This window comes from Teichococcus globiformis (assembly GCF_042646265.1).
GTDB classification, from domain to species: domain Bacteria; phylum Pseudomonadota; class Alphaproteobacteria; order Acetobacterales; family Acetobacteraceae; genus Pseudoroseomonas; species Pseudoroseomonas globiformis.
In genome coordinates, this window is sequence record NZ_JBHRTN010000008.1 from 511,617 (window position 1) to 528,856 (window position 17,240).

Consider the following 17,240-nt stretch of genomic DNA (forward strand, 5'->3'; position numbering starts at 1 on the left):
TCCCGGCCCAGTCCCCCGCCCGGCCCTACTCCGCGACGCCGAGCCGCTCCAGATACGCCGCCCCCTCGCGCAGCGTTCCCTTGTCGCGCAGCTCCAGGATCAGCCGGGGATTGGAATGGATCTTCGCCAGCGCGTCGAACAGCGAGGGCCACAGGATGGTGCCGCGCCCCGGCGCCCAGTGCCGGTCGGCATAGCCGTCCACATCCTGCAGGTGGATGTGGTGCAGCGCCTCGCCGGCGGCGCGGACGTGGTAGTCCACTGGCGGCGCGCCGGTGGAGACATGGGCATAGTGGGCATGGCCCGTATCCAGCGAAACGCGCACCGCCGCGCTGTTGAGGGAGGCCGCCAGCGCCACCCGGTCGCGCGGGTCGCGGTCCTCGATGTTCTCGATCACCAGGGTGCAGCCCTGGCTTTCCGCCCGCGCCACCACATCCTTCAGCGTCAGGTGAACGCGCTCGACGAGTTGCTCCCGCGCATTGTCCCAGGCGTCGAGGTTGTTGCCGTCCCAGGTGGAGAAGGGCGAATGGATCACCATCTGGTCGGCGCCCAGAAAGGCGCAGCATTCCAGCCCCTGCAACAGGCGGCGCCGCACCACGGCACGGATCTCCGGATCGTGGCTGTCGATCTTGAAGCCCCAGAACGGGCCGTGCAGCCCGCGCCGGCCGGTATGGCCGTCCAGCATGCGGCGGGTTTCCTCGGCCAGCGGCCGCCAGTCATCGTCCAGCGCCTGGGCGGTGTGGAAATCCTGCAACTCGACGTCGCGCTGCTTTTCCAGCACCCAGTCGCGATGCGCCATCAGGCCGTTCAGCCCCAGAGCGGCGCCAAGAATTGGCTTCGGGCGGTCGGTCATGTGTCATCCCCGTGTCAGGTTGATCCGCGGGGGGCCGATTACGCCTTCCGTGCTGCGGCGCTGTGACGCTTCGGGGTCGGGTGCGTGACGATCGGAAAGGGAGGCGCGTTCAGCCCGCCTCCCGCACGCCGCGCCGCGCAACCGCGGCCTCGACCGTGTTCTCGAGCAGGCAGGCGATGGTCATGGGCCCGACGCCACCCGGCACCGGCGTGATCGCCGCGGCGTGCTGCGAGGCGGCGGCGAAATCCACATCGCCGACCAGCCGCCCATCCGGCAGACGATTGATGCCCACATCGATCACCGTGGCGCCCTCGGCGATCCAGTCGCCCTTGACCATCTCCGCCCGTCCCACGGCCGCCACCAGGATCTCGGCCCGGCGGCATTCATGCGCCAGGTCGCGGGTGCGGGAATGCACCACCGTCACCGTCGCGTCGGCGGCCAGCAGCAGCGCGGCCATCGGCTTGCCGACGATGTTGGAGCGCCCCAGCACCACCGCCCGCGCCCCGGCGACCGGGATGCGCGCGGCCGCTAGAAGATGCATCACCCCCTTGGGCGTGCAGGGCACCAGGCCGCGTTGCCCGGTGGCCAGCATGCCCGCATTCATCGCGTGGAACCCGTCCACATCCTTGGCCGGGTCGATGGCGGCCAGCACCTTCACCGCCTCGATCTGGCGCGGCAGGGGAAGCTGCACCAGGATGCCGTCCACCGCCGGGTCGGCGTTGAGCTTCGCCACCAGATCCAGCAGCTCCGCCTCCCCTGTTGCCTCCGGCAGCTGGATGGTGGCGCTGTCCAATCCCGCCTTCAGCGCCGCGCGGTCCTTGTTGCGGACGTAGACGCCGCTGGCCGGGTCTTCTCCCACGCGCACCACGCGGAGCCCGGGCCGGAAGCCCAGGGCTGAGACGCGCTCCGCCAGCCGCCCGCGCAGCGCCTCGGCCACCGCCTTGCCGTCAATGATGCGTGCGCTCATGGCAAATTCTCCAGCCTGTCCCCAAGAAGTTCAGGGTCGCCCCCGATGCGGAGGGTCTTTTCGCGCGAGGCGGCGCCGCGCACCACGGCGATTGCGGAAGGGGCGACATGCAGCAGCCCGGCCAGCAGAGTGCAGATGGCCTTGTTGGCCCGTCCATCCTCCGGAGCCTCAGCCACGGCGAGCTTCAGCCGTGGTCCATCCACAGCCGCCACCCAGCCTTGCACGCCGGGGCGGCGGGATTTCGGCTGCGCTCGGACCCTCAGCTCCACCCCACCGGAAATGGCGCGCCAACCGGCAGCTTCTTCCCCGCTCAGCCCGCCACCAGCGGCCACAACGTGGTCCAGAGGAAGATGCGGAAGGCGTAGAGCAGCAGGATCAGGATCATCGGCGAGATGTCGATGCCGCCGAGATTGGGCAGGAAGTTGCGGATCGGCCGCAGTGCCGGCTCGGTGATCTTGTACAGGAAATCGCCAATCGCCCAGACGAAGCGGTTGCGCGTGTCGACAATGTTGAACGACACCAGGATGCTGAAGACGGCCGCGATGATCAGCGCCCAGACATAGAGTCCGATCGCCTGATCGATGAACCAGAACACAGCGTACATAGCCATCCCCACTTGGTGAGGCATCCATCTACGAAGCCGGGGGCGCTGCGGCAAGCACCGCTTGACTTGTTGTGTGCCGTCGGGGATAAGCCCGCCACCGCGCGTGTGGGGCTGTAGCTCAGATGGGAGAGCGCCTCGTTCGCAATGAGGAGGTCAGGGGTTCGATTCCCCTCAGCTCCACCACCCGCCGGTTTTTTCCCTGACAATCTGGAAGCCGCTGGGCCGCATGGCTTGCGTGTAGAAGCGATCCGCCGCGTCTCGCGATCTGTGTTGTTCGATCTGGCGGCATGAAGCCGCGGCTTCACCAAACCAGATCATGCCCGACATCCTGTTGTGCCAGGCTGCCGCAGGCCTGCAGGATGCGCGCCGCCTCCCTTGCCAGGTCCGCCGCGCGGAATGGTCCCGGACCGTGCCCTTCTGCGGCCTGATTTCGCGAAGGCGGGCTGCCGTCACCGGTCCACATGGGGCCACGCCCCGCACCCGGCAGCACCCACCGGGCTCCGGTTCCCCCCGCCTCGCAGCCAGTACCTGCCGTTGCCGTCGCAACCCTCAGCGCGGCAATAATTGTGACGGCTAAGCGGAGATTCAGATTCTCCACCTACCGTTCCCTGGCTGACGTCGCCCGCCATCGGGGCGGAATGACGGGCAGAGGATGGAACAAAAGGTGAACATCTAGCATGGGAAACATGGCCAGCATGAGGATCGGCGGCAAACTTGCGGCCTCCTCCGCCATCATGATCGCCACGGCGGTCGGACTGCTTTACTTCGCCCTGGCCGGCTTGTCCGAGGTCTCGGGCATGGCGCAGAACTTCGTTTCCAGCCGCACGCCCCGCATCGCCTATTCCCTGGAAGCCAGCCTGGCTCTGGCCCAGGCCGCTACGGAAGAGAAGAACGCGATGCTGGCAAATGACGTCGGCAAGATCCGTGAGCGGGCACGGCAGTTCCGGGAGAATATCCAGGACGCATCCGCCAAGATCGCCACCCTGCAGCCCATGGTGGCGCCGACGCGCCAGCCCTTGCTGACCGAGGCCGCCCGCCATATCCGCAGCTACGAAGAAGCCATCGCGCGAGCCATGGCCGCGGCCGAGGCGCACAACACCGCCGCCGCCATCACCATCTCCAACACTGAAGCCCGCGATGCACGACGCCAGGCACAGGACAACCTGTCCAAGCTGGTGGAGATCAACCGGCAGGAAATGGCAGCGCTGGCCGTGTCCTCCGTGGAAGACACCGCCAGCCTTCGCTTCAACCTGATCCTCGCCGGCATCCTCGGCCTGTCCCTCGCCAGCCTGCTGGTGTTCTGGATCGCCCGCTTCCAGATCAGCCGCCCCATCAGCGCTGTCACCGCCAGCATGGCCCGCGTCGCCGGCGGCGATCTCGACACGGCGGTGGAAGGCCGCGACCGCGCCGACGAGGTAGGCGACCTGGCGCGTGCGCTCGACGTGTTCAAGCAGAACGCCATGGAGGCTCGCCGACTGGCCGGCGAACAGGAAAGGGAGCGCGTCGCCAAGGAGCAGCGCGCCATCCGCCTTGCCGGGCTGGTGCAGAGCTTCGAGGGCACGGTGAACGGCCTGACCGGCCACCTGGCCGCCGCCGCGACCGAGCTGGAGGCCACGGCCGGCTCCATGTCCCAGATCGCGCAGGCGACCAACGGGCAGGCCGGCACCGTGTCCGACGCAGCGCAATCCACCAGCAGCGGCGTGCAGACCGTCGCCGCCGCGACCGAGGAGCTGACCGCCTCGATCGGCGAGATCAGCCGCCAGGTGTCGCAGGCCACCTCCGTCGCCAGCCGCGCCGTGCAGAACGCCCGCGATACCGACGCCACCGTCCGCGCCCTGGCCCAGTCGGCCAACAAGATCGGCGAAGTGGTGAGCCTGATCACCAACATCGCCGGCCAGACCAACCTGCTGGCGCTGAACGCGACCATCGAGGCAGCGCGCGCCGGCGAGGCGGGCAAGGGTTTCGCGGTGGTGGCGTCCGAGGTGAAGAACCTCGCCCAGGCCACCAGCAAGGCGACGGACGAGATCGGCGCGCAGATCACCGAGATCCAGCAGGCCACCGCGGCGGCGGTGGAGGCCATCCAGCAGATCGCCAGCACCATCGACGAGGTCAGCTCCATCACCGTGAACATCGCGGCGGCGGTGGAGGAGCAGAGCACCGCCACCGCCGAGATCGCCCGCACGGTGCAATCCACCGCCCGCGCGACCGAGGACGTGACCCGCAACATCGCCGATGTCAGCCGCAATGCGGGCGAAACCGGCGATGCGGCGGGGCAGGTGCTCACCGCCGCCGCCGAACTGTCGAAAAGCTCCGAGAAGCTCTCGGCCGAGGTCGGCAGCTTCCTTTCGGGCGTCCGCGCCGCGTGAGGATGATGCAGTGCGGGGTGGATTTTCCGCCCTGCACAGCAATACGCATGCTATGTGCGCGAAATTCTACCTGAGGTGGATGGCGAAGATGCGGGCCTGTGCGGTGATCCTGATGGCGGTGGCGCTGGCTGGCTGCGAAACCTCGCCCGAGATCAACATGGTGAACGGTGCGCCCTTCCTGATGGGAGACGCCGCCTGTGCACGATACAGGTCCGTCGCTCCCGGTCTGGTGCAATGCTTCACGGCCGATGATGCCCCCACCGAGCTGCGGCGCGCCATGAACCCGCAGGAGGTGCAGGTGTTCTTCATGCAGCGGCAGATGCAGGCGCAGCAGATGCAGGGGCTGAACCAGTCGATCCAGCAGCTGGGCCAGTCCTTCCAGCCGGTGCAGTCGCAGGGCCAGTTCGTCGCGCCGCAGGTCATGCCCGTCGCGCCGCCCGGCGGCAACCAGATCCGCTGCATTCGGGCGGGCATCTACACCAACTGCCGGTACTGAACCGGTGCGGCGCCTGCCGGCCTCACCCCGCCAGTGTCGGGATCGCTGAGGCCGGTTCCGGCCGTGTACTGAACACGCTTCCAGCGGTGCCCGCCGTCCCTCGCGGCCCGGCTTGCGCTGGGCCGACGACGCCATCTATGGTCACGTCAAGGCTGATGCTGCCTGCCGCTCGCCCCTGCGCAGGGATGGTGAAAGCGTCGCTTCCTCTCCGCTTCGCATCCTTCCCTGGTGGCGAAGACGTCAGCAATGCGAGCCCTGGCGATCATTGGCCCATCCGAGGAAAGCCATGCGTTCCCCTCCTGAACCCAAAGCCATGGCGAAAGCCCTGCGGGCGGCCTTGCAGGCGCGGCAGATCGCCATCACCCACGCGGCGGCACTCGAGATCGTGGCGGCCCAGCACGGTTGCGCGGATTGGAATGTTCTCGTCGCGGCAGGCGGCGCTTCTCCCGCGGGGGGCATCCACTTCAACCAGACCTGCCCGGTCATGCGCATCTTCGACGAAGCCCTGGCCAGGGAGTTCTACCTCGGCTTCCTGGGCTTCCGCCTGGATTGGGAGCATCGCTTCGGCGAGAACTTCCCGCTCTATGCGCAGGTCTCGCGCGCCGGGCTGACCCTGCATCTCAGCGGCCACCACGGGGACGCGACCCCGGGATCGACGGTGTTCGTGCGGATGCAGGGCGTTGGCGCCTTCCAGCAGGAGCTTGCACGCAAGGACTACAAGCACGGGAAGCCGGGCGTGGAAGACGAACCCTGGGGCCTTGTGATGAGCGTGACCGACCCGTTCGGGAATCGCATCCGCTTTTGTCAGGAAAAGCCGAACGCCTGAACCGGCTGCGGAACGGCCGGCCCGTGCATGACCGGCCGATAATGACCGGGGGGCAGCGCCCCCCCCGGTTGTCATCAGGCTGTGGCCGGCCGCGTCAACGGATCGTGGCCTGCAGCCGCGGCTCCGCCGCCACCGGATGCAGCGCCTGTCCCAGCGCGGCGGTGTAGGTTCCCGCCGCCGACCAGCGCAGGTGGATCGCGTCGAAGAAGGCGCCGCGCTCGACCACCCGCGCCGCATCGCCATCCCAGAACCGTGCCTGCGGGTCCTCGGCCAGCGCCTCCCGCATGCGGCCGTTGAACTCCGCCAGCAGCGGTGCCGCGCTGCCATCGGCCTTCCAGTCCGGATGCAGCGGCGTGGTGGCCACCAGCAGCCGCCGATCCTCCGCCTTCAGCCGCCGCGCCAGGGCGGCCACCGCGTCGAAGCACTTGCGATCCAGCGACTTCACCATTCCATAGAGCAGCGTGTCGCGGTTGCGCGTGGTGTCCAGCGGCCCGCTGCCATACGGGTCGAATACCAGCGGATCGACAAAATCCTGCCCGCTGCGCTGCGCCGCGATGCTGCCGGCGTTGCGCGCCAGCGAGATGGGATCGAAGTAGCGCATGTAGTAACGCCAGGGCGACGCCTCGCCCGACACATACTTCGCCGCGTCATCGCCATCGAAGATGGCGGCGCGGTTGGTGCTGCAATTCTCGAAATCCTGCGGCGAGGTGATCATCAGCACGTCGCGGATGCCCGGCGTCTGATCCAGGAACCAGTTCGCCGCATAGACGCTCTGATTGGCCGCCAGCCCGCAGAAGGCGCCGTTCAGCGGCTTCACCTGCGGCAGGTCATGCACCAGCCGCGCCCCGTCGAAATGCCGCCAGGCGACGGAGGAGCCGATCACCAGCAGGTTCGGCCGCGCCTCCGGATGCTCACGGTGGAAGGCCAGCTTCTCATCAACGCAGAGCGAGTTCGAAAAGGCCGGCGGCGGCAGATGGCCCGTGGCGCTCAAAGCCCCGAGCCCCACGTAGAACATCCCGAGTGCCGCGACGGCACTGCCCAGCAGCGCGGCGATATAGCGCGGCCGCACCGGCGGGGGTGGCGGAACCTCCGCCTTGTTGCGCTTCGGTCCCTCGGCCCCGGGGTTTCTAACCATGACCCACCGCCTCGCGCTTCGACGCGATCAGCGCGACGAAGTCGCCCACATTGTGCAGCGTTTCCAACTCGGCGGTGCGGAAGCGCACGCCGAAGCGGCTCTCGGCAGCGACGACGAGGTTCACATGCGCCTGGCTGTCCCACCCTTCGATGTCGTCGGCGGTGGTGTCCGGCGTCAGGGCAATGTCGTCGTCGTCGAACACCTCCTGAAAGACTTCGGTGAGGGCGGCGTAGATGTCGGCGTGGCTCATGCGGCTTCAACCTCGATGAAATGATCCGGCGCCTGCACGGCGCTGATGTCGTAGCGCCAGAAAGTCGCGCCCGTCTCGGCGCCTTCCGGCGGGTTCATGCGCTGGAAACCCAGCTTCTCGTAATGGCCGGCGACCATGCCGTTCTTGGCGGAGGGCCGGTATTCGCCCACCAGCGCGGTGGCGCCGCGCCGCGCCGCCTGTTCGGCCAGCACGCCCAGCGTCGCTTCCTCCACCTGCCGTCCCAGCACGCGGCAGCTCATCAGCCAGGTGTCGATCAGCATCTCGCCCGGCGCCAGCGCGGGATCCGGCCGCGCGATGATCACGCTGATCAGTCCATTGTCGCCGAAGCGATCGCGCAGCCGCAGCGACAGCATCACCGAATCCGGATCGCTGGCGAAGCGCTGCGTGTCCGCCTCGGTGTAGCGGCGCGTGGTCAGGTTGAACTGGTTGGTCTTGTTGATCAGCTGCGTCGCGCGCGGCAGATCGCCGGAATCCACCGGCTTGGCCACCATGGTCATCGCCAGGCTGCGCAGATAGCCGGCGAGGTCCGTCGCCTGCTCCAGCGCCGCCGCCCGCTCGGCATTCAGCGCGTAGGAACGACCGCGCGCCGCATCGTCGGCGGTAAAGGTCGCCGTCTCGAAATAGGCCGCCGCCGCGATGATCTCCGGGTAGTTGGCGACATCCTCCGGCAACTCCGGAACCGCGACTTCCGGCAGCTCGCGCCGGATGATCTCGCGCTCGGCCGGGTTGTCATCGACGAACACCAGGCTGTCGAGCCCGATGTTCAGAGTCTTCGCGATGTGCCGCAGATTGCCCGCCTTGTCGTTCCAGTTGGCGACGAAGCAGGCGATGTCGCCGCGCTTCAGCGCCATCTCGGGGTGGTTGGCGAAGGCGTCCTCGGCAACCGCCTCGGTGTTCTTGCTGCAAACGGCGAGGATGATGCCGCGTCGCCCCAGCGCCGCCGCGTAGCGCTGCATGGCGAGAAACGCCTCGCCCGTCGCATTCCCCTGGCCGAGCTTGATGCCGTCCAGCCCGTCATCGCCGATGACGCCGCCCCACAGCGTGTTGTCGAGGTCCAGCACCAGGCACTTCCGCGCCGTGCCGGCCACCGCGCCGCAGATCGCCGCCAGCGCCTCGCCATAGAAGGGCGCCAGCACCGGGCTCACCACCTGCTTGGCTTGGTGCCAGCGCACCGGGTCGGCGAAGCCCGCCGCCAATCCCGCCCGCGCCGCCTGCCAGGCGATGTCGAGCAGCAGCACGCCTTCCTCCCGCGCCGCGGCGCGGATGGCGGTGTTCAGCCGCTCCGTCACCGCATAGGGGGAGGCCGGCACCAGCGCCTCGAAGCTGCCGAAAAGCTGCGGCTCGGCCGCCACCAGCGTCTGCTGCACCACCTGCGCCCCGTAGCGCGCCTTGGCCCGCCGCCACAGAGCACGCAGCTCCTCGATCCTCGCGGCCACGGCGCCGGCCACATCGGCATCGCCCGCATCCAGCGGCAGCTCGATGCGCGAATCCATCGCGTCCAGCGCCAGCAGGATCAGCTGCGGGGCGAACTCGGCCAGCATCGGGTCCTCGCCCAGCAATGCTTGCCGGTACTGGCCGTAAGGCGCCACATGGACGTCCAGCGCCACGCGTCGGCCGAGTCCGCCCACACGCACCGCCGGCACCAGGTGGTCCACCGTGTGCGAGGCCAGGATGGCCAGCCGCAGCGGGGTCAGCCCACCTGCCGCTCCCTCCTGCCGCGCGGCCTGGGCCAGCTTGTCGATCCGCCCCGTGGCGGTGAAGTCGCGGCGGAATCCGGCGAGGCGCACCGCTTCCGCCAGCCGCGCCGGCGCTTCGGGCAGTTTGCGCGCCGCGGTGATGGCGGCGCCGAGTTCGGGATGCGTGGGCAACCAGGCAAGCTGTTCCATGATCGCGGCCTCAGAACTGGAAGTAGAGGAATTCGGTTGGCGCGGCGGACATCGCCTTCGCCATGGCGAAGAAACCGAGCAGCCCGACCACCACGGCGAAGCCGGCACTCGGCCGCCAAGTGGCGAAGGGCAGGGCGCGTTGCACCCAGGCGGTGGTGGGCCGCCACCCCAGGGCCGTGCGGTAGCGTCCCATGAATTGCTGCGTGTTCGGCAGGCTCCAGCAGAACACCAGCAGCAACACGATCTGCAGTCCCAGCACCGGCCGGAAGAACGGCCCGGGCTCGAAGGCAATGCCCAGCAGCCCGGCCACCGGCTCCAGGCCCGGGATGCGCGCGAAGGAGGTCGGCAGCAGCACGCCGTTCAGACCGGCCATGCCCGCCAGCATGTTCAGCGCGCCTTCCAGGCTCGGCGCGCGGAAGAACACGGCACCGATCACCACGCAGAAGAAGGTCAGCGCTACGGCCGGCACCTTGTGGATCAGCTTGTCGCTGTCGAGCTTCCAGCCCCACTGCGTCTTCAGTGCCCGCCACCCATGCGCGACCACGAGGTAGAAGCCGTGCAGCAGGCCGAAGGCGACGAACTGCCAGCCCGCGCCATGCCACACGCCGGAGATGAACATGGTCAGCAGCGTTGGATAGGCCACCAGTGCGAAGAACGTCCCCGCGCTCATCTTGCCACGCTTGGGCAGCGGCTTGCCCGCCGCCACGCGCCGCCGGGTCACCCCCAGCACGATCGGGTTGTACACATAGGCCGTCAGGAACCGCGTCAGCGTCATGTGCCAACGCGACCAGTAGTCGATGACGTTGTGCGCCTTGTACGGGCTGTTGAAGTTGGGCGGCAGGCTGATACCAAACAGCAGACCCAGCCCGATCGCCATGTCGGTGTAGCCCGAGAAGTCGAAATACAGCTGCAGCGCATAGGCCAGCGCGCCGCCCCAGGCATCCAGGAAGGGCAGCGCCGCCCCCGCCTGCGCCGCGGCGAAGACCGGTCCTGCCTCCGCGCCCATCGGATCGGCGAACACCACCTTCTTGAACAGCCCCAGCACGAACAGCGTGGTGCCGACCGAGATGTTGTCGAAGCGAGGCCGGAAATTCTCCGTGTTGCCGAACTGCGAGAGCATCTCGCGGTGATGCGTGATCGGCCCGGCGATCAGGTGCGGGAAGAAGGTGATGAACAGGCAGTAGTTGAGGAAGTCGTGCTCCACCACCGCCCCGTCATGCGCGTCCGACAGGTAGGCGATCTGCTGGAAGGTGAAGAACGAGATGGCCAGCGGCAGGATGATGCTCGGCGCTTCCCAGCCCAGCCCGAACGCGTCATCCGCCGCGCCAAGCAGGAAGCCGGTGTATTTGTAGAAGCCGAGCAGCGCCAGGTTGGCCGCGATGCCGAGACCCAGCACCAGGCGGGAAGGCCGCTTCAGCAGGTACCCGCCCAGCAGGTAGTTGAAGCCGATGCTGCCCACCAACAGCGGCAGGTATTGCGGGTCCCACCAGCCATAGAACACCAGCGAGGCGAGGGTGAGCCACAGACCCGCCAGCCTTTGCCGGCCGGTCCCGGCGAAGAGAAAGAAGCCGAGCAACACCACGGGCAGGAAGCCAGCAATGAAGATGGCCGAGTTGAAGAGCATGATGGGGCCTTCCGGGCAGCGCTCTCGCGAACCGGTTGAACGAGCCCAGGCGGAATCGCCTGAACCTCTTGGCCCAGACGATAATCAAAAATGAGGAGGGCTGAAGGGGCTGATGAATTGTCTCACGGCCATGTCAATTCCCCATGACGTGAGCAGATGGAGCTAATATTAACTTTCGGACACTTCCTGATCTTGTGTTGCCGCAAGTTGTGACAACTCAGCCGCAACTACAGTGCGGATCGCTCTACATGCGGCGCAGGCGAACTTCCTGCACCCGGTGATCAGCGCCCTTCCGCAGCACCAGCCTGGCCCTTTCGCGGGTCGGCAGAATATTTTCCCGCAGATTGGGCAGGTTGATGGCGTCCCAGATCTTGCTGGCCATGGCCCGCGCCTCGCCTTCCGGCAGGTCGCGGAAATGGTGGAAGTAGGATTCCGGCCGCTGGAATGCCGTGCGCTGCAACAACAGGAAGCGCTGCCGGTACCATTCGGCAATATCGTCTTCCTCGGCATCCACATACACCGAGAAGTCGAAGAAATCCGAGGCCAGCAGCGGGGCCCCGGCCGAAGGCTGCAGCACGTTCAGCCCTTCGAAGATCAGAATGTCCGGCCGCCGCACCACCTGCGCCCGGTCCGGCACGATGTCATAGGTCAGGTGCGAATAGACCGGCGCCGACACCTCCGCCTCGCCCGCCTTCACCGCCGAAAGAAAGGCGATCATCCGCCGCAGGTCATAGCTCTCGGGAAAGCCCTTGCGCTGCATCAGCCCGCGGCTTTCCAGCACGGTGGTCGGGTGCAGGAAGCCGTCGGTGGTGATCAGTTCCACGCGGGGATGATCCGGCCAGCGCGACAGGGCAGCGCGCAGCACGCGGGCGAAGGTGCTCTTGCCCACCGCCACGCTGCCGGCGATGCCGATGATGTAGGGCGGCGCCACCACCGGGCGCCCCAGAAAGGTGTCCTGCACCACGCCCAGGCCCCGGGCCGCGGCCACCTGCAGGTTCAGCAGGCGCGACAGCGGCAGCATGATGTCCGCCACCTCGGTCAGGGAGAATTGCTCGGCGACGCCCCGCAGGCCTTCGATGTCGTCGGCGGACAGCGACAGCGGCGTGCTGGCCCGCAGTGCCGCCCATTCAGAGCGGCTGAAGCGCCGATAGGCCGTCAGTTCCCCCGGATCAAGGGCTGCGGAAGTGTTCATGGGCAGCCTTTCCGGAGCAGCCTGGCGTTTCGCCGCATCCTGCCATGCTGCGGCGCGAAGGCAAAGACAGTGCGCGGCGAAGGAGCGCCTTCCCAGCCATCCAGGGCAGGACTGGCCGGCCGAAGGGGGCCGAGGATGGCAGGGATTCAGGAACCCGCCCTGCCGTGGTGGTCATCGACAACAGCTTCGGTTCGCCTTGCCCCTCGGCACGACGGAGGCATTCACCCGCCGGACCCTGGACACCGTTCCGGGCCTGTGCATCAACAAGGCGAGCCCGATGAAAACCGGATTTCCGTCCGGTGGCGCGCCGGCGTGCCATCGGTCAGGCGGAGGACGAGGCCATGCCGTCGCGGCGCTCCGGCAACATGGCGCAGAGATCCTCCCGTCATGCATCCCGCTCGGAGTCGCGCTTCATGGCTCCCGGCACAGCGGGGCACGGGGCGCCAGCATGGCCGTTGCGGAACAACAAATGGGCCGAGGGGCGGAGCGCTCCCTCAATTCTCCAGCATGCGCCGCAGCAATTCCACATCCTCGGCGAAGCTGCTGTCCCCCTGCATCAGCTCGGCGACCCGGGACACGGCGTGCATCACCGTGGTGTGGTCGCGATTGCCGAAGCGCCGGCCGATCTCCGGCAGCGAGCGCGAGGTGAGCTGCTTGGCCAGGTACATCGCCACCTGCCGGGGCCGCGCCACGTTGCGGGCGCGGCGGGCGGAGGACATGTCGGTCAGCCGGATGTTGTAGTGCTCGGCGACCTTGCGCTGGATTTCCTCGATCGTGACCCGGCGGTCATGTGCCCGCAGGATGTCGTGCAGCACCTCCTGCGCCGATTCCAGCGTCACCGGGCGCCCGAACAGATTCGCATGGGCGATCAGCCGGTTCAGCGCGCCTTCCAGCTCGCGGACGTTGGAGGTGATCTTGTGCGCCAGGAACTCCAGCACCCGTGCCGGCACGTCCACCTCCGCCCCTTGCGCCTTGGCCTGCAGGATGGAGATGCGCAGCTCGTAGGTGGTGGCATGGATATCGGCCACCATGCCGCAGCCGAGTCGCGTGCGCAGCCGGTCCTCCAGCCCCGACAGGTCGGAGGGCGACTTGTCGGCCGAGACGACGATCTGCTTTCCCGCATCCACCAGCGCGTTGAAGGTGTGGAAGAACTCTTCCTGCGTGTTGTCCTTGCCGATCAGGAATTGCAGGTCGTCGATCATCAGCACGTCGACCGAGCGGAGCGACTCCTTGAACTCCATCGTGCTCTGCGACCGCAGGGCCGCGATGAAGCGGTACATGAACTTCTCGGCCGACATGTAGGCGACGTTGCGCTGGCCGTTGAAGGAGATCGCCCACGCGATCGAGTGCATCAGGTGGGTCTTGCCCAGCCCGACTCCGCCATAGAGGAACAGCGGGTTGAACCCGGCGCTGGCCGGCTTCTCGGCCACCCGGCGGGCGCAGGCATGGGCGAACTCGTTCGGCTTGCCGACCACGAAGCTGTCAAAGGTGTAGCGGGGATCGAGCGGCGCGGCCCAATCATTGCGCGGCTCGGCGCCGCGCGGCCCGGAGGAAAGCGGCTCGGCCAGGGCCAGCGCCGCCTGCTGCGGCCGGGCACCCGGCGCGGTGGCGGGGGAGGCCCCCGATTCGCTCCGCGGGCCAGGCGCGGCCGCCGGACCGCGCGGCTGGGCCACGGCGCCGTCGGCAAGCGGCGCCTGGTCGGCGCGCAGTTCCGGCGCGACCCGGATCTCCACCCGCCGCACGCCCAGATTCTCGGCGGTCCACAGGGCGCGCAGCCGGTCGCCGTAATGTCCCCGCACCCAGTCGCGCAGAAAGCGGGTGGGCAGCAGGATCACCGCCTCCTCGCCCTCAATGGCGCCCAGCGTCATCTGGCGCAGCCAGCTCCGATATTCGACCTCGCCGACCTCGTCTCGCAAGCGGCCGCGAATCCGCGTCCAGGCTTCGGAGGCCTGATCGCTCGCGCCAGCGGAAGACGTGCCTAGCTCGTTCTCCATTCGAAGCACCTGCCACCCTTTCGGCCCAACGGCCAGACTGATGCGTCCCCTTGCGGGGGCGGGAGAGTTTTATTCCGGACGCGCGTATCCAACCCCGCCCGGCACCCCGGATCGAACTGGACAAGCGTAAGGCTTTTCGCGTCAGGCGCGAAGAACCGATCCTTCCGCGAATGGCCGGGTCAAAGTACAGACCCCGGTCACGAAAGACGACCGGCATTGCCGTGATGTATTGGGTTACTCTAGTCCAGCGGCTGTTCTTTGGAGGCTACCGCCCGTCGCGCCCGGGGCGCAACGGGATCATGGCGAGAACATGAAAGCCGCCGGTCACGCCGTTTGGCGTGGGCCGATCGGCGATCAGCCCTGCGCGGCAGCCAGAGCCTTGATGCGCGCGGACAAGCGGGACAGCTTCCGCGACACGGTGTTGAGGTGCATGACACCCTTGGTCACGGCACGCTGCAGCTCGGGCTGCGCGTCCTTGAAGGCAGCCTGGGCGGCGCTCTTGTCGCCGGCCGAGACGGCCTTCTCGACCTTGGTGAGGAAGGTGCTGACGCGCGAGCGACGGGCGCGATTGCGCTCGTTGCGAGTGGCCGTCTGCCGGATGCGCTTACGCGCTGAAGCCGTGTTCGCCATGGCGGTGTTTCGAACCAGTCGTCTGTGTTTACGGACGCGCGGACACCTCTGCCACCCAGGGGGGCAAGGGGGTCCACAGCGAGAGGCGGGGTTTAGCCGTCCCCCGCCGCGAGAGTCAATCGGGATGAGCCCTTCCCGGCGGCGGCCATGCGCCTCCGCCGGGTCAGCCTCCCATCCCGCGCCCTGCCATTGCCGCGCCGGGCACCCCCCCCTTCACCCGCGCGGCGGCGGCGTCCATGATCGTGCCTTCCAGCATCCGGACGGTTTTCATGAGCATCGAACGCATCACCCGCACCCCCATCATGCACCGCGTCGTCGTGTCCGGCGACGTGCTCTATCTGGGCGGCATCACCGCCGGGGACGGCAAGGGACTCGACATGCGGGCACAGACCGAGCAGGTGCTTGCGAAGGCGGCCGACATCCTGGCCAGTGCCGGCAGCAGCAAATCCAAGGTGCTGACCGCCACGGTGTATGTCACCGACATGGCGGCGAAGGCGGCGATGAACGAAGCCTGGGTGGCCTTCTTCGGCGAGGAGAACCTGCCTTCCCGCGCCACGGTCGGCGTCGCCAACCTGGGCTCGCCGGACACGCTGATCGAGGTGGTGATCACCGCGACTCGCTGATCCACCGGCGCTGATGGCTCCCAGGCGACACTTCCCGTTTGCCGGGAGCAAGGTCCAGGAGGCCGCAGGCCCTGAACGGAGGCGCGAAGCATCGCTTCGCGCCAGCAGGATCCTCAGCGCCGGAAGACCGGCTTCCGCTTTTCCAGGAACGCCGCCATGCCTTCCTGCTGTCCTTCCGTGCCGAACAAGGACAGAAACATCCGCCGCTCCAGCCGCACCCCTTCGCGGAGCGGCAACTCGAAGGCGGCGTTCACCGCTTCCTTGGCCATGGCCACGGCGGGAGCGGACAGTCCGCCGATGGTGTCCGCCATCTTCACGGCCTCCGCCAGCAGCGCGTCGGCGGGCACCACGCGGGCCACCAGCCCCGCCCGCTCGGCCTCCTCGGCGCCCATCATGCGGCCTGTCAGCACCATTTCCATGGCCTTGGCCTTGCCGATGGCCCGCGTCAGGCGCTGGCTGCCCCCCGCACCGGGGGTCATGCCGAGATTGATCTCCGGTTGCCCGAACTTCGCCGATTCGGCCGCCAGGATGATGTCGCACATCATCGCCATCTCGCAGCCGCCGCCGAGCGCGAAGCCCGCCACCGCCGCGATCACCGGCTTGCGGACGCCCAGCACTGCTTCCCAGGGGGCGACGAAATCATCCATATAAGTGGCGGGATACCGTCGTGCCTGCATCTCGCGGATGTCGGCCCCGGCGGCGAAGGCCTTCTCGCTTCCGGTGACGATGATGGCCGCCACGGCGGGGTCGGCATCCATCCTGGCCAGCGCATCCGCCAGCTCCGCCATCATGGCGTCGCACAGCGCGTTCAGCGCCTTGGGCCGGTTGAGGCGGATGATCCCCGCCGCGCCCTGCCGCTCGAACAGGATCATCTCATACGCTTCGGCCATGCCGGCTCCCCTATCGTTGTGTGCGGGCGCAGAAAAAGGTGCTGCGCCCGGATTGCACGATGCGCGACACGCCGAGGCAAGAGGGCGGCCCCGGGCAGAGCGGGCAGGGTGCCGCTTCCCGGTCGTAAACCTGGAAGCGGTCCTGGAAATGGCCCAGCTCCCCATCCGCCTGCACATAATCGCGCAGGGAAGACCCCCCGGCCTCGATCGCCTCTTCCAGCACCTGCCTGATTGCCGGCACCAGCCGCGCCGCGCGCGTGCCCGGAATGGTGTGCGCCAGCCGCCGGGGCGAGATGCCGGCCCGGAACAGCGCTTCCGCCACATAAATATTGCCGAGCCCCGCCACCACGCGCTGGTCCAGCAGCGCCGCCTTCACCGGCGTGCGCTTTCCCGCCAGCGACTCGGACAACACTCCCGGGGTGAAGGCATCCTCCAGCGGCTCCGGCCCCATCCCGGCCAGCAGCTTGTGGCTGTCTTCCGCACCGGTCGGCACCAGGTCCACGCTGCCGAATCGGCGCGGATCCACAAAGCCGACCCGTTGTCCGTCATCCGTCTGCAGCACCAGATGCTCATGTGCCGGCGGCGGCTGGTTGCTGCCCTGGGGGCGCGACACCATCCGCCCCGACATGCCGAGGTGGATCAGCACCGAATCCCCGTCCGAGATCCGCATCAGCATGTATTTGCCACGCCGCCGGAACCCTTCCACCCGCGCCCCCGTCAGCCGCTGCGCCAGGCCGGGCGGAAACGGCCAGCGCATGCCCTCACGGTGGGTGGCGGCAAAGGTGAGGGTGCGACCGGTGAGCAGGCCGGACAGGCCGCGCATCACCGTTTCGACTTCGGGAAGCTCAGGCATGGAACTCCAGGGGCAAAGGGCGAAGGATACGAG

Annotated in this window: 18 protein-coding genes and 1 tRNA gene; 5 read left to right on the forward strand and 14 right to left on the reverse strand. The window is 68.0% G+C overall.

Annotation, left to right across the window (positions count from 1 at the left end):
• Positions 1–25 precede the first annotated feature (25 nt).
• The 4 genes from ACFOD4_RS09705 to ACFOD4_RS09720 all read right to left on the reverse strand — a co-directional run bounded on the left by ACFOD4_RS09705 (position 26) and on the right by ACFOD4_RS09720 (position 2,421).
• Positions 26–850, reverse strand: a complete 825-nt coding sequence (locus tag ACFOD4_RS09705) for a sugar phosphate isomerase/epimerase family protein (RefSeq protein WP_379595955.1) — start codon at positions 848–850, stop codon at positions 26–28.
• A 109-nt stretch (positions 851–959) separates the two neighbouring features.
• Positions 960–1,817 carry a bifunctional methylenetetrahydrofolate dehydrogenase/methenyltetrahydrofolate cyclohydrolase FolD gene (gene folD, locus ACFOD4_RS09710; protein ID WP_379595956.1) on the reverse strand — a complete coding sequence of 286 codons (858 nt, stop codon included), beginning with the start codon at positions 1,815–1,817 and terminating at the stop codon, positions 960–962.
• Positions 1,814–2,149 (reverse strand): DUF167 domain-containing protein, encoded by a 336-nt coding sequence (locus tag ACFOD4_RS09715; RefSeq protein WP_379595957.1) that lies wholly within the window; start codon positions 2,147–2,149, stop codon positions 1,814–1,816. Before ACFOD4_RS09715 ends, folD begins: the two co-directional genes overlap by 4 nt.
• The gene (locus ACFOD4_RS09720; RefSeq protein WP_379595958.1) at positions 2,128–2,421 is read right to left on the reverse strand and encodes a YggT family protein; all 294 of its coding nucleotides are present in this window, start codon (positions 2,419–2,421) and stop codon (positions 2,128–2,130) included. The genes ACFOD4_RS09715 and ACFOD4_RS09720 overlap by 22 nt, the downstream gene beginning before the upstream one ends.
• A 107-nt stretch (positions 2,422–2,528) precedes the next feature.
• On the opposite strand from ACFOD4_RS09720, the gene ACFOD4_RS09725 reads away from it, so the two are divergent.
• Positions 2,529–2,604: transfer RNA gene (locus ACFOD4_RS09725), tRNA-Ala, on the forward strand.
• Here ACFOD4_RS09725 and ACFOD4_RS09730 read toward each other — a convergent pair.
• Positions 2,593–2,739 (reverse strand): hypothetical protein, encoded by a 147-nt coding sequence (locus ACFOD4_RS09730; protein ID WP_379595959.1) that lies wholly within the window; start codon positions 2,737–2,739, stop codon positions 2,593–2,595. The genes ACFOD4_RS09725 and ACFOD4_RS09730 overlap by 12 nt on opposite strands.
• A gap of 368 nt (positions 2,740–3,107) precedes the next feature.
• Between ACFOD4_RS09730 and ACFOD4_RS09735 the strand changes: the two genes are divergently transcribed.
• The 3 genes from ACFOD4_RS09735 (at position 3,108) to ACFOD4_RS09745 (ending at position 6,109) form a co-directional block, all read left to right on the forward strand.
• Positions 3,108–4,787: a methyl-accepting chemotaxis protein gene (locus tag ACFOD4_RS09735; protein WP_379595961.1), complete on the forward strand. Its 1,680-nt coding sequence runs from the start codon at positions 3,108–3,110 to the stop codon at positions 4,785–4,787.
• 88 nt (positions 4,788–4,875) lie between these two features.
• Positions 4,876–5,283 (forward strand): hypothetical protein, encoded by a 408-nt coding sequence (locus ACFOD4_RS09740; RefSeq protein WP_379595962.1) that lies wholly within the window; start codon positions 4,876–4,878, stop codon positions 5,281–5,283.
• A 286-nt stretch (positions 5,284–5,569) separates the two neighbouring features.
• Entirely contained in the window at positions 5,570–6,109 is a 540-nt protein-coding gene (locus ACFOD4_RS09745; protein WP_379596075.1) for a glyoxalase superfamily protein, read from the forward strand.
• Between the two features lie 94 nt (positions 6,110–6,203).
• Here the strand turns inward: ACFOD4_RS09745 and ACFOD4_RS09750 are convergent, their stop codons facing one another.
• The 7 genes from ACFOD4_RS09750 to rpsT all read right to left on the reverse strand — a co-directional run bounded on the left by ACFOD4_RS09750 (position 6,204) and on the right by rpsT (position 14,841).
• The gene (locus ACFOD4_RS09750) at positions 6,204–7,244 is read right to left on the reverse strand and encodes a hypothetical protein (RefSeq protein ID WP_379595964.1); all 1,041 of its coding nucleotides are present in this window, start codon (positions 7,242–7,244) and stop codon (positions 6,204–6,206) included.
• Entirely contained in the window at positions 7,237–7,494 is a 258-nt protein-coding gene (locus ACFOD4_RS09755; RefSeq protein ID WP_379595965.1) for an acyl carrier protein, read from the reverse strand. The genes ACFOD4_RS09750 and ACFOD4_RS09755 overlap by 8 nt, the downstream gene beginning before the upstream one ends.
• Positions 7,491–9,401 (reverse strand): HAD-IIIC family phosphatase, encoded by a 1,911-nt coding sequence (locus tag ACFOD4_RS09760; protein ID WP_379595967.1) that lies wholly within the window; start codon positions 9,399–9,401, stop codon positions 7,491–7,493. Before ACFOD4_RS09760 ends, ACFOD4_RS09755 begins: the two co-directional genes overlap by 4 nt.
• 10 nt (positions 9,402–9,411) lie before the next feature.
• Complete coding sequence (locus ACFOD4_RS09765) at positions 9,412–11,025, reverse strand: MBOAT family O-acyltransferase (protein ID WP_379595968.1); 1,614 nt, start codon at positions 11,023–11,025, stop codon at positions 9,412–9,414.
• A gap of 244 nt (positions 11,026–11,269) precedes the next feature.
• Entirely contained in the window at positions 11,270–12,217 is a 948-nt protein-coding gene (coaA, locus tag ACFOD4_RS09770) for a type I pantothenate kinase (protein WP_379595969.1), read from the reverse strand.
• A gap of 494 nt (positions 12,218–12,711) precedes the next feature.
• Entirely contained in the window at positions 12,712–14,211 is a 1,500-nt protein-coding gene (gene dnaA, locus ACFOD4_RS09775) for a chromosomal replication initiator protein DnaA (protein WP_379595971.1), read from the reverse strand.
• A gap of 354 nt (positions 14,212–14,565) precedes the next feature.
• Positions 14,566–14,841 (reverse strand): 30S ribosomal protein S20, encoded by a 276-nt coding sequence (rpsT, locus tag ACFOD4_RS09780; protein ID WP_379595972.1) that lies wholly within the window; start codon positions 14,839–14,841, stop codon positions 14,566–14,568.
• A 269-nt stretch (positions 14,842–15,110) separates the two neighbouring features.
• Here rpsT and ACFOD4_RS09785 point away from each other — a divergent pair, with 269 nt between their 5' ends.
• A complete protein-coding gene (locus ACFOD4_RS09785) occupies positions 15,111–15,464 on the forward strand; it encodes a RidA family protein (RefSeq protein ID WP_379595974.1) in 354 nt (117 codons plus the stop codon).
• Positions 15,465–15,577: 113 nt separating this feature from the next.
• Here the strand turns inward: ACFOD4_RS09785 and ACFOD4_RS09790 are convergent, their stop codons facing one another.
• Both ACFOD4_RS09790 and mutM read right to left on the reverse strand, forming a co-directional pair.
• Entirely contained in the window at positions 15,578–16,354 is a 777-nt protein-coding gene (locus ACFOD4_RS09790) for an enoyl-CoA hydratase (RefSeq protein WP_379595975.1), read from the reverse strand.
• A gap of 10 nt (positions 16,355–16,364) precedes the next feature.
• Positions 16,365–17,207 (reverse strand): bifunctional DNA-formamidopyrimidine glycosylase/DNA-(apurinic or apyrimidinic site) lyase, encoded by an 843-nt coding sequence (gene mutM / locus ACFOD4_RS09795; protein WP_379595976.1) that lies wholly within the window; start codon positions 17,205–17,207, stop codon positions 16,365–16,367.
• Between the last annotated feature and the right edge of the window lie 33 nt (positions 17,208–17,240).

Bases quoted from the DNA above. Each gene is read 5' to 3' on its own strand.
- ACFOD4_RS09705 (WP_379595955.1), bottom strand. From the start codon at position 850: ATGACCGACCGCCCGAAGCCAATTCTTGGCGCCGCTCTGGGGCTGAAC.
- folD (WP_379595956.1), bottom strand. From the start codon at position 1,817: ATGAGCGCACGCATCATTGACGGCAAGGCGGTGGCCGAGGCGCTGCGC.
- ACFOD4_RS09720 (WP_379595958.1), bottom strand. From the start codon at position 2,421: ATGTACGCTGTGTTCTGGTTCATCGATCAGGCGATCGGACTCTATGTC.
- ACFOD4_RS09730 (WP_379595959.1), bottom strand. From the start codon at position 2,739: ATGATCTGGTTTGGTGAAGCCGCGGCTTCATGCCGCCAGATCGAACAA.
- ACFOD4_RS09735 (WP_379595961.1), top strand. From the start codon at position 3,108: ATGGCCAGCATGAGGATCGGCGGCAAACTTGCGGCCTCCTCCGCCATC.
- ACFOD4_RS09740 (WP_379595962.1), top strand. From the start codon at position 4,876: ATGCGGGCCTGTGCGGTGATCCTGATGGCGGTGGCGCTGGCTGGCTGC.
- ACFOD4_RS09745 (WP_379596075.1), top strand. From the start codon at position 5,570: ATGCGTTCCCCTCCTGAACCCAAAGCCATGGCGAAAGCCCTGCGGGCG.
- ACFOD4_RS09750 (WP_379595964.1), bottom strand. From the start codon at position 7,244: ATGGTTAGAAACCCCGGGGCCGAGGGACCGAAGCGCAACAAGGCGGAG.
- ACFOD4_RS09755 (WP_379595965.1), bottom strand. From the start codon at position 7,494: ATGAGCCACGCCGACATCTACGCCGCCCTCACCGAAGTCTTTCAGGAG.
- ACFOD4_RS09760 (WP_379595967.1), bottom strand. From the start codon at position 9,401: ATGGAACAGCTTGCCTGGTTGCCCACGCATCCCGAACTCGGCGCCGCC.
- ACFOD4_RS09765 (WP_379595968.1), bottom strand. From the start codon at position 11,025: ATGCTCTTCAACTCGGCCATCTTCATTGCTGGCTTCCTGCCCGTGGTG.
- coaA (WP_379595969.1), bottom strand. From the start codon at position 12,217: ATGAACACTTCCGCAGCCCTTGATCCGGGGGAACTGACGGCCTATCGG.
- dnaA (WP_379595971.1), bottom strand. From the start codon at position 14,211: ATGGAGAACGAGCTAGGCACGTCTTCCGCTGGCGCGAGCGATCAGGCC.
- rpsT (WP_379595972.1), bottom strand. From the start codon at position 14,841: ATGGCGAACACGGCTTCAGCGCGTAAGCGCATCCGGCAGACGGCCACT.
- ACFOD4_RS09785 (WP_379595974.1), top strand. From the start codon at position 15,111: ATGAGCATCGAACGCATCACCCGCACCCCCATCATGCACCGCGTCGTC.
- ACFOD4_RS09790 (WP_379595975.1), bottom strand. From the start codon at position 16,354: ATGGCCGAAGCGTATGAGATGATCCTGTTCGAGCGGCAGGGCGCGGCG.
- mutM (WP_379595976.1), bottom strand. From the start codon at position 17,207: ATGCCTGAGCTTCCCGAAGTCGAAACGGTGATGCGCGGCCTGTCCGGC.